The sequence below is a fragment of the Acinetobacter sp. CIP 102637 genome, assembly GCF_000368425.1.
Taxonomy (GTDB): domain Bacteria; phylum Pseudomonadota; class Gammaproteobacteria; order Pseudomonadales; family Moraxellaceae; genus Acinetobacter; species Acinetobacter parvus.
Genome location: NZ_KB849435.1, coordinates 2,019,744 through 2,038,671 on the forward strand (window position 1 = coordinate 2,019,744; position 18,928 = coordinate 2,038,671).

An 18,928-nucleotide genomic window follows, 5' to 3' on the forward strand; every position below is an offset into this window, starting at 1 on the left:
GAAACTATTGATGGACGTATTAGAGAAAGCTCTTTTGGTTGATGAGCTCAAAACTCTCATTGATAGGCTCAATGACAATAAAACTTCGCTTTTTGAAATTGCAAAATCAAAACAACGTATTAAAGACATTTGTGCATCTTGTGATGACCCTGCCTTTCAGAACCAGTTGATCCCGTTTAAACAATTTATCCAGAATGAAGATTTTTCCGCAGAAGAACTCGCAGATTATGGCTACACCATGACCTATCGTGGCACCTTTAACTTTATGGGGCGCGTTGAAAATGCCCTGTTTGCTTCTGGGGACATGGGCTGGGCCGCCTTACGTCAGGCACAGTACTGGCAAGTGTGGGTGATTCGCCCTGCCCTGTCTTTCCTTAAAAGCCCGTGGATGAACTCATCTCAGGATGCGTTAAAATGGCTACAGCGCCATGCCAGCGACTATGTAAAAACAGATGATGAGCTTGACCACCTCATCCCTGTTCTGGAACCCATGCAACAGAATTCGGCAGATGGCCTTTCAGGTCAGGCAGCTCATAAGGATGCGCTATCTATAATGAGAGAGGAAACAGCGAACTTTCAGATTCAACTGGAAGCACTTATTCAGGAAAAAATACAACCTGTTGCATCCACGGCGACCGCCACACGCGCCAAATCTGGTTTTAAACAGAATGTACGCCCCGCAGCAAACCTGAACAAGGCCAAGCCAATTGCACTGAAAGACTTTAATCTGGATGGTTTGCTCTGTCGTCTGGAACGTGTAGACGCACGTACATTCCCTTCGCTTTACCGTGTTGATCTGCACAATGACATTGACCAGAACATTAAAATCGACTGGCTCTATCTCAAGGCAGAAAATGATGTACAGCCGATCTGGGAATCTGCACAGGTTTTTATTGCAGAGCAGTTGTATGCACAAGGCCAGTTCTCGCATTATGTGGTGCTCGTGGGTACACACAACATTGAATATGCGACCACCATCCTACAGGCCTATACCGACCAGCGTCACACCACAACCAGCTCCATCCACCAGACCAGCTGGACAAATTTCAAGCAGCATTACCACCAGCATGAAACCCTGTTTAATGAATGTGTCATGAATGGTACTCTGGTCTGGCAGCGCGACCAGCGGGTATATCCTTATATCCCTGTATCATTTATCAATACTCAGAAATTCATTCCATTCGAGGAAACTGCGGCAACGTTCCTAACCCCTGTTATCCTGTTAAGGGAACGCCAGAAAATCCGCATCATTCACGGTTCGGAACGCGTTAGGCTATCCAGTGAAGACCAGGCCTATCCATACCTATTGCTGGACCGTGCCGAGGGATATACCTGGCAACTGATCCGTCAGGTGATTAGCCGCCTGCCACAACCCATTTCTGTACATGACCTTTATCAGGCACTGGAAAGCAGTGCGGCCTCAGAATCATCTTAAAACCATCCTAAATTTTACCCCTTAGTCCATCATTTTTTCCTACAACATTCCAGTTGTGGCTGGAGATGATGGACTTTTATTGCAAGCCCTTATTTTCCACTGATTGACCTGTTCACTATCTACCTCTGAAATATCCTCCAACCAAGTGTCAACAAGCTTTGTTGATATGACTACTTTTTGTGTCTATCACTTGATTTTATTCAGTAAATCATCAAGAATGGGGGTAAGAACAATATATAACCCTGCATTATGATGATTTTCCCAAAAACAGTGTCACGACCTCTATTTTATAGCTTTATGGCGTGCTCTTTAGGTTCAGCCAGCATGGTCTATGCGGCTTCAAACACTGAGCCACAGAATCCACCGCAGCCTCAAACTCAGTCTTCCCAGACAGAAGTAGCGACATCTGAAAATTTTCTGGACTATATTCCAAAATGGGTGGATGCGACCCCAACTGTTTTTCCTGAACAGTCCAATCAGCCGATTGTGCCGCCAACGGTGGAAACGGAAGACAGAACATGGATTGATCGCAAACAGCGCACTATCCGCGAATGGACTGACCGCACCTCAGTTAAGATTGATGACTGGTTTGGGGAGATAGATCCAGAAAAGCCTGCTTCCGCCACCATCCGCTTTATGCTCGATAATTACTGGAATGAATATGACAATTACGAGGTGAAACCCCGTATTCGAGGGAAGATCAAGCTCCCAACTCTGGAGAAACGCCTGAGTCTGGTCTTCGGTGATGATACGCTGGACGATGAGTTTGACAACAATATTGCCAATATCAACAATCAACCGAATCAGGACACCAGCAAAAGGCTAGATTCCAAACAGGCACGAGATAACAACGGCTCTATTGCGCTACGTTTTTCAAATTTCTCCAAGCGACTGCCTTTTGAGACCGATGCCGATATTGGTATCCGTTCAGGCGATGATGTCTATCTACGTTTAAGAGCTGAGAAAAACTGGACTCTACGCAATGACTTCCATTTCAACGCCGAACAGATTTATCGTTATGGCAGTGACAGTGAAAACTACCTGCGCACCAATCTGGAGCTGGTCCATGCACGTCCTAACCAGCCTTTTTTATCCAACCAGTTTAGCCTGATCTATGCCGATGAACAGGATGATGACCTGACCTGGGAAAACAGGACATTCCGCCAGCATCAATTTTTTGCCCACAATAATTTCAACTATGGCATTTATACTGGGGGTTATTACAATGACAACAACCTGCGCCTCAATAGCTGGGGGCCTTTTGTTTCATGGCGTCAACCGCTATGGCGTGAATGGTTCTATGTACAGGGCGGCCTGAACTACTTCAATGACCACCGCGAAGACCGTAGCCATTATGTCAGTACTTTTATTCGCTTTGAAACATTGTTCTGATGAAAACACCAGCATAATTGTGGATAACTTCAATGTTATCCATAGAGACAAAAAACCTCTGACGGATCAGAGGTTTTTATTATTTAAGGGGCTACTTCAACAACAGGCTATTGATGCGTTTGACATAAGCCGCAGGGTCTTCTGGCAAGCCGCCCTCGGCAATCACCGCCTGATCAAAAATCACGTTGGCAAGGTCATCAAACTGTGCTGAGTTTTCTAGTTTTCTTACCAATGGATGTTCAGGGTTAATTTCCAGTGTTGGCTTGCTTTCAGGAACAGCCTGACCTGCCTGTTTCAACATGCGAATCAATTGCGGAGAAAGCTCGCCCTCACTGGTGACCAAACATGCTGGTGAATCCACCAAACGTGTCGTTACTCGCACTTCTTTGGTTTTGTCTTTCAATGAGCTGCTTAAACGCTCCACCACAGGTTTAAATTGTTCAGCCGCTTGCTCAAGCGCCTTTTTCTCTTCGGCATCCTGTAAGTCACCAAGATCAACAGCACCTTTAGACACGTTCTGCAATGGCGTACCATCGAACTCAAAGACAAAATTCATTGCCCACTCATCAACACGATCTGCCATGAGCAATACTTCAATGCCTTTCTTCTTGAATACTTCAAGTTGTGGTGAGTTTTTCGCGGCTGTAAGGTTATCAGCAGTCACATAGTAAATCGCTTTCTGCCCTTCTTTCATGCGGGCTTTATAGTCAGCCAAAGAGGTTGAGATTTCATCATTGCTAGATGTCGCATAACGTAACAGCTTTAAGATACGCTCACGGTTAGCCATATCTTCACCCAAACCTTCTTTTAACACTGAACCAAATTCAGTGTAGAAGGTCTTGAATTTTTCCTGATCTTTCTCATCTTCCGATTTTGCCAAGCTATCCAATAAGGTTAGAACACGGCGAGCATTGCCCTCACGAATGGTTTTGACATCACGGCTTTCTTGTAACAATTCACGGCTGACATTCAGCGGTAAATCGGCACTGTCCACCACGCCCTGAACGAAACGTAAATAGTTTGGAATCAGGTTGTCCGCCTCATCCATGATAAACACACGTTTAACATAAAGCTTGATGCCCGCTTTCGCCTCACGCGTGAACAAGTCCTGCTTCGCCTGACTTGGGATATACAGCAACTGAGTATATTCAGTGCTACCTTCGACACGGTTATGCGCCCATGCTAAAGGCTCTGCGAAATCGTGGCTCAGGTTTTTATAAAACTCAATGTATTGCTCATCAGTGATTTCACTCTTATTACGTGTCCATAATGCGCTAGCAGAGTTAATCGCTTCCCATTCATCCGTCTTCACCATCTGACCGCCTTTAGGCTCTTCACCTTCAGCGACTTCCTCTTCTTGCCAGATTTCTTTTTGCATTTCGATTGGCAAGCTGATGTGATCTGAATACTTATTGATGATCTGTTTGACTTTCCACGACTCAAGATATTCCAGCGCATCATCACGTAAATGCAGAATGATGTCTGTACCACGGCTCGCCTTATCAATTTGTTGAACTTCGAACTCACCTGTACCGCCACTGATCCAGCGCACACCCTCGGCCGCATCCAGCCCCGCACGACGGGACTCCACCGTGATTTTATCGGCAACAATAAAGCCTGAATAGAAACCCACACCAAACTGGCCAATCAGTTGTGCATCGGCTTTCTGGTCACCTGTCAGTTTGGACATAAAGTCCTTGGTGCCTGATTTTGCAATGGTACCAAGGTTGTCAATCGCTTCCTGCTGGCTTAAACCAATACCATTATCTGAAATGGTCAAGGTCTTGTTGTCTTTATCCAGAATGACACGAACATGCAGGTCTGGATCATTTTCATAATATTCAGGATGGTTGATCCCCTCAAAACGCAGCTTATCGCAGGCATCCGATGCATTGGAAATCAATTCACGCAGGAAAATTTCAGGATTGGAATAGAGGGAATGCGTCACCAAATGTAATAACTGAGCAACTTCAGCTTGGAAACTATAATTTTTTGAGGCTTGTTCACTCATAAATCACTCCTTATTTGTGAGGCTTAAATTTAGAATGATTTATGAATGGAGTATTTCTATGATTTTTCAATGCTTATGACTAAATTTTTTATACGCGCACGCCATTAAAATGGCCCATGACTCAACTACGCGATCCTGCAACAACTGGTCAAGCTGCAACTGTTGCTGTGCATAGGCACGTTTCAGGCATGGTGTATTGGCCCCATAGGAGTTACGCTGCTTTAACCACTGGAACTGCTTGTCCTTTTCTGCATCCCGCCCGCCCATTGGCAATGCAGCAGGATAATCTGATAGATGGTTGCCAGTTTTACATCAACATCATTCAGTCCAATATTCTGGCAGATTTGCTGTTCAGCTTTTAATTTGGCCTCCATCAATAAAAAAGGCTCTATAAATAGAGCCTAAACATTGTTTTTAATTTTTTATAAAACCATTGCAGCAATCCAGCCAAAGATAAGCAGTGGGATATTGAAATGTAGGAAAGTCGGTACAACACTATCCCACATATGATCATGCTGACCATCGATATTCAGGCCTGATGTTGGTCCAAGTGTTGAATCCGAGGCTGGAGAACCCGCATCACCCAGTGCGGCGGCAGTCCCAATAATTGCGATCGTTGCCATCGGACTAAAACCAAACTGCAAACATAATGGCACATACATGATGGCCAGGATCGGTACGGTAGAAAATGAAGAACCGATACCAAGTGTGATCAAAAGACCAACCAAGAGCATGACAAAGGCAGCCAGGGCCTTACTATCCCCAATCCAGCCTGCTGTTGCTTTCACAAGCTCAGGAACCTGATTGGTTGCTTCAATGACCGCAGCAAAACCTTGTGCAGCAATCATGGTAAAACCAACCAGTGCCATCATACGCATACCTGTCACAATCACATCATCGGCTTCTTTCCATTTAAAGATTCCAGCACAACTCAGGATTGCCACACCGACCAAGCCCGCGACAATCATTGAATCTGAATAGAGCTGTACGACAATCGTTGCAAGAATGGCAAATGCAGCCATGAATAACGTGAACTTTGCAATCTGGGGTGCTTGCTGCTCCTGGGTCATTTCACCCACGATACTACGTGCAACATTATGCAAGGCCTTGTCCTCATAATCTCGCGGCTTACGGTAGCTGATAAAAACCGCTGTTAACATCCCCAGGAACATTCCTGATACAGGGATCAGCATTGCTCGCGGAATTTGATCATTGCTGATATGAAAGCCGTAGCTTTGACCAAAATGGTTAATGTTGTGCGCCAAAATATCATTCAGGAAGATCGCACCAAACCCCATTGGCAAAAACATGTACGTTGCGACCAAACCGAACGTCAGCACACACGCAATCGCTCTACGATCCAGGCGTAGATGGTTGAAAACAATCAATAATGGTGGTATCAGGACAGGAATGAACGCAATGTGTACTGGAATGACATTTTGCGATGCCACCGCAGCCGCACCAACTGTAAGAAAAATGAGAAATTTCACTTTCTTCTGGGTACCAATATCTGCATCATTTTTTAGACTTTTAACCAATTTATAGGCAAGTAAATCAGGTAAGCCAGAACGGGCAAGCGCCAAAGCGAAAGCACCGAGCACCCCATAAGCAAGTGCAATCTGGGCACCGCCGCCTAGACCATTATTAAATGCATCTAACGTACCCTGCACCCCCAAACCTGCCAACAAACCTCCCGTTAAAGCTCCAATTACAAGTGCAAAAACAACTGGAACCCGCCCCAGGGAAAGGCCGAACATAACAGCAACCGCTGCAATAATCGCGAACATAACTTTGAACTAAATGAAACGAGGGCGCCATTCTACCAGAGTTTAAATTCCGCGATTGCCGTCAGTTGATTTTTATTTATGCATTTTTCACGATAAATTGGCGAATATAATCGGCAATTTTTTCTGGCTGGCTCAGTACCGCCCAGTGATTCGCATCCAGCTCAACATATTCAAATTCCTCAACCCATTTTGGCATGGATTCCGTAATGTATTCAGGGCTTACGAAAGCATCCCGCTTCAATACAATTGCCTGCACAGGACACTGTGCATAACGCTGGCGTGGCTGGGTCAAGGATGGAATAAAGTTGGCACGGTACAGATTGATTCCATATTTACCATCCGCCACAATATTGGCATTCAATGGTAGATCCTGTTTTTTCTCCAGACCACTTAAAATCTTGCCCCATTTCTCTGGACTAAAGAATGTCCAAACTGTTGGCGCAAGCAATGGTAAATGGAATGCGCCGATGTACCATGATTTAGTCAGCATCTTCAAGACATTGCTTGGAGCGGACTTAAATTTCTCACGTAGATACAGAGAGGCGTGATCCAGGCAAGGTCCCGAAATGGTAGTATAGGACAATAAGCGACCCTTTAGTTTTGGCTCAGTTGCCGATTCCCACGACTGTATAGAACCCCAGTCATGCGCTGCCATATGAAAATTACGGTTTGGCAGAACCTGACCAACCACTTCCTGCAAATCCAGTGACAAACGTGGTAAACGATAATGCTTGATACGTTTAGGAATGGAAGACAACCCCGCACCACGAACATCGTAGGTCACGACAAAATAGTCATTTACCAACTTCTCAATAATCGGTTCCCATACTTCCTGATTGTCTGGATAGCCATGTACCAGCACCAATGGTGTCTTTTTCTCATCACCCCATGTCTTGACACAAAGTGTTTGCTGATCAGAAGTGGTGACGGTTTTTACTTGTACTTGCATAATTCTTTCCCATTTTTTTTCAGTCGGCATGGTCATAGAAAAGCCATTGCCACCGATACGATAAAAATGATACTTATGGAGTATGAATAGAGTTGCAAGAAAAAAAATTGACCATGAAAGACATTTTCAAAAAAATTCGAACCATTCCTGTGGTTTCTAAATTTATGATCAACCACTACTCCCCTTACCGTGGTGCAGGAATCACAATTGAAACCATTGATATGGACAATTACCACATCCGTGTCAAAATGCCGCTCACCCGAAAAAACCGTAACATTGTTGGGACACATTTTGGTGGAAGTTTATACTCAATGGTTGACCCATTTTATATGCTGATCCTGATGCACCATTTAGGCCATAAATACATTGTGTGGGATAAAAGTGCCTCGATTAATTTCCTGTCACCAGGTCGCAGCACCGTCTATGCCGATATACAGCTCAGTGCCACTGAAATTGCGGAAATTAAGCAACTGGCTGAAAATCATAAACCTGTGTTTCGAAACTATACATTGAATATTGTGGATGATGCAGGAACACGAATTGCAGAGGTTGAAAAGGTTCTGTATATCCGTCTGAAAAAGCCCAAAGCCAGTGCTTAATTTTACGCATATAAAAATGCCTGCAAGGTTTTGCAGGCATTTTTGAATCTGAGAAATTATCTTTTCTTCTCCTGAATGGCTGCACCAGCACCACCACCGATTGCGCCACCAATCGCAGCCCCAGAATCACCACCAAAGATTGATTTACCAATCACAGAACCAATACCTGCGCCAATTGCACTACTTGTGGTTGAGTTGCTGCTGCCACCCTTGGCGTTTGCACCGACACCTGCGCCCGCTGCCGCACCGACACCTGCACCAAGACTACCACCGACATGGTTACCTACACCACCACCAACAGCACCACCCAGTGCCGCCGCACCAATACGCTGGTCAGACGCACTCATATTCTGGCAGCCTGTAAACATCACCGCCGATAACATCAAAGTAGAAACTAAACCCATTGTTTTTTTCATGACGATACTCACTCCTGTTGGTTCTAATAAAAAGCATAATCTTCTTTTATGGGGAATTTGATCTGATTGTGTTACGCAGATTCAAATCCCAAGTGCAACACATTTGTAATTAGTTGAAAAAGTTAGGTGTATTCATAGAATCATTAGACTTTTTCAACTCGCAATTGGAAAGCACACAATGAAGAAATACACCCAACTTTCTCAAGATGAAAGATACGAAATTTATGCTACTTTGAAAAGTAAAAGTTCAATCGCTACCCTTGCTCGGGAGTTAGGACGTTCACGATCAACCATCTACCGTGAATTAAAAAGAAATACTGGGCAACGTGGATATAGAGCTCAACAGGCAGCTAAATTTGCAAGTCAAAGACGGTACCGTCCTTCATCATCAATGACAGCATTTGCCTTCGCTTATATTGATTATTTGATTGGTTTGGACTGGTCACCCGAACAAATTTCAGGTGCTTTAACACAACGCGGTTGGCTGGATGTACCTTCACATGAGTGGATTTACCAGTACATTTATCAAGATAAATCAAAAGGTGGTAAACTTCATCTACACTTAAGGCATCAGAAGAAATATCGAAAACGCGGTTACAAAAACACGGATCGTAGGGGTCAAATCATTGATAAAACAAGTATTCACTGCCGAGACCAGGTCATTGATCAACGACAACGTTTAGGAGATTTCGAAGGTGACACGGTGATTGGTAAACATCATAAAGGTGCTTTATTGACTCTCGTTGATCGAAAGAGCCTGTATGTACATATTGTTCATTTAGGGCCAACGAGAGCATCCTCTCAAACGATTACTTGTGCACTAGATCGTTTACAAATGAGCCATGCTTATAGTGTGACATTTGATAATGGCAAAGAATTTTCCGAACACAAAAGAATTACTGATGCTGGCATAGAGACGTATTTTGCTGATCCTTACAAGTCTATTCAGCGAGCTAGAAATGAAAATACGAATGGTTTAATCCGTCAATATCTGCCAAAATCATCATCGTTTGATGACGTGTCAAAGGAACAAATAGAGCAGATAGAATTTGCACTCAACCATCGTCCTAGAAAAACCCTAGGTTGGTATACACCGAGTGAAGTTATGGCTGGTTTTTATACTGTTGCACTTGCCGCTTGAATCCGCCTTATTAGAATGTCCGAATCGATTAATGTTTTGTAAAGACTTTCCATTTTTATATCACTAAATTGACGCTTTAAATGACGAAAAGAAGCCCTTATCCTAGACAAGGGCTTCTTCCTAATTTTTAAACAATACTTGGCGTACTTCTAAATTCTAGTATTTAGTATTTGCCTTTTTTCTCACCATAAGCTGCGCCAGCACTACCGCCCAGTGCTCCACCTACCGCAGCACCAGCTTCTCCACCCAGGACCGCACCACCCAGAGCCGCACCCACACCAGCACCAATCGCACTGTTTCTGGTGTTTTTACTATTCGCACCTTTTGCATTGGCAGCAACACCCGCACCAATCGCAGCGCCCAGTCCCGCACCAATATTACCGCCTAAACCTTTTCCGACAGCACCACCTGCACCACCCCCAATGGCAGCCGAACCAATACGCTTATTTTCTGGACTTACATTTTGGCAACCCACAAACAATGTGGTTGACATTAGGCCAACACTCACAATCATCATCATTTTTTTCATTAGAATTTCTCCTCTCTCAATTTAACGTAGCATAGACTGCTTTCATGAAGCATTTACCTTGATTAAGTAATCAAGTGCTGATGCTGTAATGTGTTTTTGTAACATTTGCTTGTTTTTCCACAAAAAAGGCACCGTAAGGTGCCTTTTTTGATTTGCTGGAACTTAGAACTGGTCTGAGTTCAGCGCTTGACTAAATGCCTGGTCAACTTCACTGAAATCGTTATGAAGTTCAAACTCCGCAGCTTCAGCCTCTTGACGACGACGCTCTAAGTGGTACGCAAGACCCGTACCCGCTGGGATCAAGCGACCCACAACAACGTTTTCTTTCAAGCCACGTAAATCATCTTCTTTACCTGTTACAGCAGCTTCAGTTAACACGCGTGTTGTTTCCTGGAACGATGCAGCAGAAATGAATGAGTCAGTAGAAAGCGATGCTTTGGTGATACCCATCAATTGACGTTCAAACTTCGCAGGGAACTTGTTCTGAGCCAAGACAGCTTGGTTCTCTTGAACAACGCGGATGTAATCCACTTGCTCGCCCTTAATGAAACTTGTATCACCGCCATCAGTGATATCAACTTTACGCAACATTTGACGTACAACAACTTCAATGTGCTTATCGTTGATTTTTACACCTTGCAGACGGTAAACGTCTTGAACTTCGTTCACGATATAGTTGGTTAATGCCACTTCACCTTTCAAACGTAAGATGTCATGTGGGTTTTGTGGGCCATCAGACACCGTTTCACCACGGTTGACATGCTCGCCTTCAAACACGTTCATGGTACGCCATTTCGGAATCAGCTCTTCATAAATTTCCGAGCCATCATCTGGTGTAATCACTAAACGGTTCTTACCTTTGGTCTCTTTACCAAAGCTCACGATACCAGACACTTCTGCCAGAATCGCATGCTCTTTCGGTTTACGTGCTTCGAACAAGTCAGCTACGCGTGGCAGACCACCTGTAATATCACGGGTACGAGAAGATTCCTGTGGTACACGACCAATAACGTCACCCACACCAATCGTTTCGCCATCACGGACAGTTACAATTGTATTTTGTGGCAGGAAGTAGAACTGTTCGCCGCCATCGGTTGTATCCAACACGATTGCAGGACGTAAATCTTTACCAGAAGCAGGACGTGCTGTTACAGGCAAGATTTCAACAGTGGTCATACCTGTTGCATCGTCCGTCTTAGAGGTTGCAGTTACACCATCAGCGATCTGGCTAAAACGTGCTTTACCAGCAACTTCTGTTACCAATGGATGTGTATGCGGATCCCAAGTCGCTACGATACCGCCAGCTTCTACAGCTTCACCATCTTTCAACAAGATGCTTGCACCATAAGGAAGTTTGTAACGCTCACGCTCACGTCCCAAGTCATCCGCAATACCAATTTCACCTGAACGAGAAACCGATACCAAGTGACCTTTGGCATGTTGTACAGTTTTCACGTTGTGGAAACGTACAGTACCTTTGTTACGCACTTGAACACTGTTCGCAGCAGAAGTTCGGCTCGCAGCACCACCCACGTGGAACGTACGCATGGTTAACTGTGTACCTGGCTCACCAATTGACTGTGCAGCCATTACACCAACAGATTCACCTGGGTTCACCAAATGACCACGTGCGAGGTCACGACCATAACAACGCGCACATACGCCGAATGTAGATTCACACGCAATAACTGAACGAACTTTAACTTCATCGACACCAGCTTCTTCAAGCTGAGCTGCGATTTTCTCGTCAATTAACGTACCACGAGGTAATACAACTTCATCATCAGATGCACGACGTACGTCTTCAGCAGTTACACGACCCAATACGCGGTCACGTAATGGCTCGATGACATCACCACCCTGAATGAATGGTGTCATCACCAAGCCGCCAGCTGTACCACAGTCAGATTCAGTAATAACCAAATCTTGTGCCACGTCTACAAGACGACGGGTCAGGTAACCCGAGTTCGCAGTTTTCAATGCAGTATCGGCCAAACCTTTACGTGCACCGTGTGTTGAAATAAAGTACTGGAGTACTGTTAAACCTTCACGGAAGTTCGCTTTAATCGGAGTCTCAATGATCGAGCCATCTGGCTTCGCCATCAAACCACGCATACCAGCAAGCTGACGGATCTGCGCCGCACTACCACGGGCACCCGAGTCAGACATCATATAAATCGAGTTGAATGATTTCTGTTTCTCATCTTCACCTTGTTTGTTTTTCACAAGGGTATAAGACAAGTTATCCATCATCGCTTTCGCAACTTGGTCGTTGGTACGTGCCCAAATATCGACTACTTTGTTATAACGCTCACCCGCAGTTACGAAACCTTGCTCAAACTGTTGTTCAATTTCGCGAACTTCAGTTTCAGATTTAGCAATAATCGCTTCTTTGTTTGGTGGAATCAACATGTCTTCCATACCGACGGACACACCTGAACGCGTCGCTTGACGGAAGCCCAGATACATCAACTGGTCAGCGAAGATAACAGTATCTTTCAAACCCAATTTACGGTAGCAAGAGTTGATGAGCTTTGAGATGTTTTTCTTGGTCATCTCAAGGTTGATCATGTCAAAACTCAAACCTTGTGGAACCACTTCCCACAATAAGCAACGACCCGGTGTGGTATCAACAATAATGGTTTGCTGTTCACGCTGACCATTTTCATCAATCACGGTTTGATGTACACGTACTTTTACACGTGCATGGATCGCAACTTTACCCGTTGCTAATGCACGGTTAACTTCGTGAGTATCGGCAAACACCATGCCCTCACCCTTGGCATTTACCGCATCACGGGTGATGTAGTAAAGACCCAAGACCACGTCCTGAGAAGGTACAATGATCGGCTCACCATTTGCAGGTGACAGGATGTTGTTGGTTGACATCATCAATGCACGAGCTTCAAGCTGCGCTTCCAATGTCAATGGAACGTGTACCGCCATTTGGTCACCATCGAAGTCGGCGTTAAACGCTGCACAAACGAGTGGGTGAAGACGGATTGCCTTACCTTCAATCAGAATAGGTTCAAATGCTTGAAGACCTAGACGGTGAAGTGTTGGCGCACGGTTCAACATCACTGGATGTTGACGAATTACAGATGCCAGAACATCCCAAACTTCTGGAGTTTCACGCTCAACCATTTTCTTCGCAGCTTTAATGGTTGTTGCTTGACCAGAAGCTTGTAGTTTCGCGAAAATAAATGGCTTGAACAGTTCAAGTGCCATCTTCTTCGGAAGACCACATTGGTGCAGACGTAAAGTAGGACCTACGGTAATGACCGAACGGCCTGAATAGTCAACACGTTTACCAAGTAAGTTTTGACGGAAACGACCTTGTTTACCTTTGATCATATCAGCCAAAGATTTCAATGGACGTTTGTTCGAACCTGTAATCGCACGACCACGACGACCGTTATCAAGCAACGCATCAACAGACTCTTGTAACATACGTTTTTCATTACGTACGATAATATCTGGTGCTGCAAGGTCAAGAAGACGCTTCAAACGGTTATTACGGTTGATCACACGACGGTAAAGGTCGTTCAAGTCTGAAGTCGCAAAACGACCACCTTCAAGTGGTACAAGCGGACGTAAGTCTGGTGGAAGTACTGGAAGTACGTTCATCACCATCCATTCAGGCTTGTTGTTTGACTCTTTGAATGCTTCCATCAACTTCAAACGTTTAGACGCTTTTTTAAGTTTCGTCTCTGAAGTCGTTTGTGGAATCTCTTCACGTAAACGAGCAATTTCAGCCTCAAGATCGATGTCTTTCAACAAATCTTGAATAGCTTCTGCACCCATTTTCGCTGTGAATTCATCACCGTGCTCTTCAAGTGCATTGTAGTATTCTTCATCCGTCAAAAGTTGATACTTTTCAAACGGAGTCATACCTGGATCAGTAACAACATAAGATTCGAAATACAATACGCGCTCGATATCGCGTAATGTCATATCAAGAAGTAAACCAATACGGCTTGGTAATGATTTCAAGAACCAGATATGTGCAACTGGAGAAGCAAGGTCAATATGACCCATACGCTCACGACGAACTTTAGCAGTCGTTACTTCAACGCCACATTTTTCACAAATGACGCCTTTATATTTCATACGCTTGTATTTACCACACAAGCATTCATAATCTTTGACTGGACCAAAAATTTTGGCACAGAACAAACCATCACGTTCAGGTTTAAAAGTACGGTAGTTAATGGTTTCAGGCTTTTTAACTTCACCGTGAGACCATGACTTAATCATCTCTGGTGACGCAAGACCAATACGGATACGGTCAAATTCAACAGGTGTATGACCTTCTGAATCCGTTTTCTTACGCATGATATCGAGCAAGTCTTTCAATTTTTTTCTCCGTGTGTCGGGGAGCTACGCTCTTCCGACTGGGTCACAAATATTGTTTTGACTGAAATTATGGAATCTCCGCCTAGCCCCTCTTTTCAAAGAGGGGAACTTCCCCCCTTTTTTTAAAGGGGGAACGAGGGGGATTTAGTCACCATTTTTCAGTTCAATGTTGATACCTAAAGAACGGATCTCTTTGGTCAATACGTTGAACGATTCAGGCATACCTGGATCCATATAATGGTTCCCATCTACAATATTCTTATAGATGCGTGTACGGCCTTCGACGTCATCCGACTTCACAGTAAGCATTTCTTGGAGCGTATATGCTGCACCGTATGCTTCAAGTGCCCATACTTCCATCTCACCGAAACGCTGACCACCGAATTGTGCTTTACCACCAAGCGGTTGTTGAGTTACAAGTGAGTAAGAACCTGTTGAACGCGCATGCATCTTGTCATCAACCAAGTGGTTCAGTTTCAGCATGTACATGTAACCTACAGTTACAGGACGGTCAAACTGTTCACCTGTACGACCATCAAACAATACTGTTTGACCTGTACGAGAAATGTCTGCCAATTCAAGTAAGTCTTTGATCTGGCTTTCTTCAGCACCATCAAATACAGGAGTCGCTAATGGAACACCAGCACGTAAGTTACCTGAAAGCGCCAAGATTTCTGCGTCAGTCAAGCTATCAAGCTCTTCCTGCTCACCACCAACCTTGTTATAAATCTTGTCTAAGAATTCACGCAGTTCAATCACTGTACGTTGTTCTTTCAACATTTTTTCGATCTTATCGCCAAGACCTTTCGCCGCCATACCCAAGTGAGTCTCAAGAATCTGACCCACGTTCATACGTGACGGTACACCAAGTGGGTTCAATACGATGTCGACTGGCACACCATTCGCATCATGTGGCATGTCTTCAACTGGCAAGATGTTTGATACAACACCCTTGTTACCGTGACGACCCGCCATCTTATCACCAGGCTGGATACGACGTTTAACTGCCAGGTAAACCTTAACAACTTTCAATACGCCAGTTGTTAATTCATCACCTGTAGAAAGTTTACGCTTCTTCTCAGCAAACTTCTCGTCAATCTCGTAACTCTTCTCTTTCAAGAACACTTGAATTTGAGTTAAACGCTCAGCAATTGCTTCATCATTTGGCTGGATTTCAAGTAAATCAACCAACTCTAAACCAGACAATACCTCTGCAGAAAGTTTATCACCGCGTTTGGTTGAACCACCACCATTAGATTCTTGACCTTTCAACAAACGAACAATACGTTCACGTGCTGCTTCTTCGAAGATTTTGTATTCTTCTTTCAAGTCTTTACGGTATGCATCAAGCTGAGCTTTCTCAATTGCCTGCGCACGTTCATCTTTTTCCAAACCATCACGTGTGAAGACTTGAACGTCAATCACTGTACCTTTAGTACCCGATGGAACACGTAAAGACGAGTCTTTTACGTCAGCCGCTTTTTCACCAAAGATTGCACGAAGTAATTTTTCTTCAGGTGTTAACTGAGTTTCACCTTTAGGCGTGACTTTACCAACAAGGATGTCACCCGCAGTCACTTCCGCACCGATATACACAATACCTGACTCATCCAACTTAGATAAAGCTGCTTCGCCAACGTTTGGAATATCAGCGGTAATTTCTTCCGAGCCCAACTTAGTATCACGTGCGACACATGACAATTCCTGAATGTGAATCGACGTTAAACGATCTTCTTGAAGCACACGCTCAGAAAGTAAGATCGAGTCTTCATAGTTATAACCGTTCCATGTCATGAACGCGACGCGCATGTTTTGACCCAGCGCAAGTTCACCCATGTCAGTCGATGGACCGTCAGCCAAAATATCACCACGAGCAACTTTGTCGCCCAGGTTCACGATGACATTCTGGTTAATACAGGTATTTTGGTTTGATCGTGTATATTTGATCAGGTTATAGATATCTACACCTGCTTCACCCGCAATCATTTCATCTTCGTTGACACGAATCACGATACGAGATGCATCAACATATTCAATCGCACCACCGCGGTTGGCGATTACACACACACCTGAGTCACGTGCGACGTTTGCTTCCATACCTGTACCAACAAGCGGCTTGTCAGCACGCAATGTAGGAACAGCCTGACGTTGCATGTTCGAACCCATCAAGGCACGGTTCGCATCATCGTGTTCAAGGAATGGAATCAATGATGCTGCAACAGAAACAACCTGCTGTGCAGAAACATCCATATGTGTGACGCGCTCAGGCGACATACGCACAAATTCACCTTGATGACGGACAGAAACCATTTCTTCAGTCAAGTTGCCATCTTTATCCACTGCTGAGTCGGCTTGTGCAATGACAGTGCCTACTTCTTCAATTGCAGATAAGTATTCAACTTCATCAGTCACACGACCATCAACAACTTTACGGTATGGTGTTTCCAAGAAACCGAAGTCATTCGCTTTAGCATAGACAGAAAGCGAGTTGATCAAACCAATGTTTGGACCTTCAGGTGTTTCAATTGGACAAACACGACCATAGTGAGTTTGATGTACGTCACGTACTTCAAAGCCTGCACGTTCACGTGTCAAACCACCAGGACCAAGCGCAGATACACGACGTTTGTGCGTAATCTCAGACAATGGATTGTTTTGGTCCATGAACTGAGACAATTGGCTTGAACCAAAGAATTCTTTGATCGCAGCAGCAACTGGTTTGGCGTTAATTAAATCTTGCGGAGACAAGTTATCGGTTTCTGCTTGGCTTAAACGCTCTTTCACAGCACGTTCAACACGGACTAGACCAACACGGAATTGGTTTTCTGTCATTTCACCCACAGAACGTACACGACGGTTACCTAAGTGATCGATATCGTCGACTTCACCTTTACCGTTACGGATTTCTACTAATGTACGTAATACATCAATAATATCGTCGTGTGACAGAATACCTTCAACTTCACGTGACTTCTGATCTGTACCCACTTCGTAAGGACGACCCAAACGACGGTTGAACTTCATACGACCCACTGGAGAAAGGTCATAACGCTCAGAAGAGAAGAACAAATTATTGAATAGGTTTTCAGCAGCTTCTTTCGTCGGCGGCTCGCCTGGACGCATGACTTTATAGATTTCAACAAGTGCTTCTTCACGACCTGTTGTTGTATCTGCACGTAATGTATCCGCAACAAACGAACCACGATCAATATCATTCGTGAATAGGATGTTAAACTGCTTCACACCATTTTCAGCGATCTTCACCATGATGTCATGGCTAAGAACGGTATTCGCAGGAATCACATCACCACTTTTCAGTGTGATATCTTCAGCTGTAATACGCTCATATAAATATTCATCAGGTACAGAAAGCTTGGCTAAGTTCGCAGCTTCCATTTGACGTACGTGACGTGCGTTAATACGTTTACCTTGTTCAACGATCGCTTTACCATCATTGTCTAAGATATCAAATTGTGCCATTTCACCACGTAAGCGATCTGGAACAAGATCAATTTGATAGCTACCCATATCAAGATATACAGGTACTTTTTCATAGAACAAATTCAAGATTTGTTCATTGCTGTAATTCAAGGCACGTAGAATCACCGTTGCCAGTAACTTACGACGACGGTCAATACGTACGAATACTAAATCTTTAGCATCAAATTCAAAATCTAACCATGAACCACGGTAAGGAATAATACGTGCTGAATACAACACTTTACCACTTGAGTGGGTTTTACCCTTGTCATGGTCAAAGAATACACCTGGTGAACGGTGTAATTGAGATACGATGACACGCTCAGTACCGTTGATAACGAAAGTACCGTTATCGGTCATGAGTGGCATTTCACCCATGTAAACTTCTTGTTCACGCACGTCTTTAATTGATTTCGTTTCACGATCTTTAATGATCAAACGAATTTTTACGCGCATTGGTGCTGCATAAGTTGAACCACGTAAAATACATTCACGTACGTCAAACTCAGGCTTACCAAGACTATACTCAACAAATTCTAAAGCAGCATTGCCAGAATAACTTTCAATAGGAAAAACTGAACGAAATGCGGCTTGGAGACCGATATCTTCGCGATTTTTTGGAGTTTTACCGCCTTGTAAGAATGTACGGTACGAATCGACCTGAATCGACAGTAAGTACGGTGCTTCCATTACGTGGGGCAATTTACCAAAATTCTTACGGATCCGTTTCTTTTCGGTATATGAGTATGCCATCTGGAGTCCTCGGAAAGTAAACTAAACCCGCCTGCAGAACGGGTCTAGAAAGAATTACGCAGGCCGATATGGCCACCACT

11 protein-coding genes and 1 pseudogene are annotated in these 18,928 nt (G+C 44.2%); 4 read left to right on the forward strand and 8 right to left on the reverse strand.

Going from position 1 to position 18,928, the window contains the following annotated elements; genetic code table 11:
• Positions 1-10: 10 nt before the first annotated feature.
• Positions 11-1,435 carry a hypothetical protein gene (locus tag F967_RS12710; protein WP_004800295.1) on the forward strand — a complete coding sequence of 475 codons (1,425 nt, stop codon included), beginning with the start codon at positions 11-13 and terminating at the stop codon, positions 1,433-1,435.
• Positions 1,436-1,759: 324 nt separating this feature from the next.
• A complete protein-coding gene (locus F967_RS12715; RefSeq protein WP_004756321.1) occupies positions 1,760-2,827 on the forward strand; it encodes a hypothetical protein in 1,068 nt (355 codons plus the stop codon).
• A gap of 91 nt (positions 2,828-2,918) precedes the next feature.
• Here F967_RS12715 and htpG read toward each other — a convergent pair whose 3' ends face one another.
• The 4 genes and pseudogenes from htpG to F967_RS12735 form a co-directional block, all read right to left on the reverse strand.
• Complete coding sequence (gene htpG, locus F967_RS12720; RefSeq protein ID WP_004800297.1) at positions 2,919-4,838, reverse strand: molecular chaperone HtpG; 1,920 nt, start codon at positions 4,836-4,838, stop codon at positions 2,919-2,921.
• Positions 4,839-4,942: 104 nt separating this feature from the next.
• Positions 4,943-5,230 (reverse strand): annotated as a pseudogene (locus F967_RS12725) (lysozyme inhibitor LprI family protein).
• A 30-nt stretch (positions 5,231-5,260) separates the two neighbouring features.
• Positions 5,261-6,625 carry a Na+/H+ antiporter family protein gene (locus F967_RS12730; RefSeq protein ID WP_004800299.1) on the reverse strand — a complete coding sequence of 455 codons (1,365 nt, stop codon included), beginning with the start codon at positions 6,623-6,625 and terminating at the stop codon, positions 5,261-5,263.
• Between the two features lie 76 nt (positions 6,626-6,701).
• Positions 6,702-7,574 (reverse strand): alpha/beta fold hydrolase, encoded by an 873-nt coding sequence (locus tag F967_RS12735; RefSeq protein WP_004762318.1) that lies wholly within the window; start codon positions 7,572-7,574, stop codon positions 6,702-6,704.
• Between the two features lie 92 nt (positions 7,575-7,666).
• Between F967_RS12735 and F967_RS12740 the strand changes: the two genes are divergently transcribed.
• On the forward strand, positions 7,667-8,173 hold the full coding sequence (locus F967_RS12740) for a DUF4442 domain-containing protein (protein WP_034431164.1): 507 nt from the start codon (positions 7,667-7,669) through the stop codon (positions 8,171-8,173).
• A gap of 56 nt (positions 8,174-8,229) precedes the next feature.
• Here the strand turns inward: F967_RS12740 and F967_RS12745 are convergent, their stop codons facing one another.
• On the reverse strand, positions 8,230-8,589 hold the full coding sequence (locus F967_RS12745) for a YMGG-like glycine zipper-containing protein (protein ID WP_004680733.1): 360 nt from the start codon (positions 8,587-8,589) through the stop codon (positions 8,230-8,232).
• Positions 8,590-8,767: 178 nt separating this feature from the next.
• Here F967_RS12745 and F967_RS12750 point away from each other — a divergent pair, with 178 nt between their 5' ends.
• The gene (locus tag F967_RS12750; protein WP_004682288.1) at positions 8,768-9,730 is read left to right on the forward strand and encodes an IS30 family transposase; all 963 of its coding nucleotides are present in this window, start codon (positions 8,768-8,770) and stop codon (positions 9,728-9,730) included.
• 163 nt (positions 9,731-9,893) lie between these two features.
• On the opposite strand, the gene F967_RS12755 is transcribed toward F967_RS12750, so the two are convergent.
• The 3 genes from F967_RS12755 to rpoB all read right to left on the reverse strand — a co-directional run bounded on the left by F967_RS12755 (position 9,894) and on the right by rpoB (position 18,848).
• Positions 9,894-10,259, reverse strand: coding sequence for a hypothetical protein (locus tag F967_RS12755; protein WP_004680734.1), 366 nt, complete (start codon positions 10,257-10,259; stop codon positions 9,894-9,896).
• Positions 10,260-10,421: 162 nt separating this feature from the next.
• Positions 10,422-14,615 (reverse strand): DNA-directed RNA polymerase subunit beta', encoded by a 4,194-nt coding sequence (gene rpoC, locus F967_RS12760; protein ID WP_004800305.1) that lies wholly within the window; start codon positions 14,613-14,615, stop codon positions 10,422-10,424.
• A 144-nt stretch (positions 14,616-14,759) separates the two neighbouring features.
• On the reverse strand, positions 14,760-18,848 hold the full coding sequence (gene rpoB / locus F967_RS12765) for a DNA-directed RNA polymerase subunit beta (RefSeq protein WP_004680736.1): 4,089 nt from the start codon (positions 18,846-18,848) through the stop codon (positions 14,760-14,762).
• Positions 18,849-18,928 lie beyond the last annotated feature (80 nt).

Bases quoted from the DNA above. Each gene is read 5' to 3' on its own strand.
- F967_RS12745 (WP_004680733.1), bottom strand. From the start codon at position 8,589: ATGAAAAAAACAATGGGTTTAGTTTCTACTTTGATGTTATCGGCGGTG.
- htpG (WP_004800297.1), bottom strand. From the start codon at position 4,838: ATGAGTGAACAAGCCTCAAAAAATTATAGTTTCCAAGCTGAAGTTGCT.
- rpoB (WP_004680736.1), bottom strand. From the start codon at position 18,848: ATGGCATACTCATATACCGAAAAGAAACGGATCCGTAAGAATTTTGGT.
- F967_RS12755 (WP_004680734.1), bottom strand. From the start codon at position 10,259: ATGAAAAAAATGATGATGATTGTGAGTGTTGGCCTAATGTCAACCACA.
- F967_RS12715 (WP_004756321.1), top strand. From the start codon at position 1,760: ATGGTCTATGCGGCTTCAAACACTGAGCCACAGAATCCACCGCAGCCT.
- F967_RS12710 (WP_004800295.1), top strand. From the start codon at position 11: ATGGACGTATTAGAGAAAGCTCTTTTGGTTGATGAGCTCAAAACTCTC.
- F967_RS12730 (WP_004800299.1), bottom strand. From the start codon at position 6,625: ATGTTCGCGATTATTGCAGCGGTTGCTGTTATGTTCGGCCTTTCCCTG.
- F967_RS12750 (WP_004682288.1), top strand. From the start codon at position 8,768: ATGAAGAAATACACCCAACTTTCTCAAGATGAAAGATACGAAATTTAT.
- F967_RS12735 (WP_004762318.1), bottom strand. From the start codon at position 7,574: ATGCAAGTACAAGTAAAAACCGTCACCACTTCTGATCAGCAAACACTT.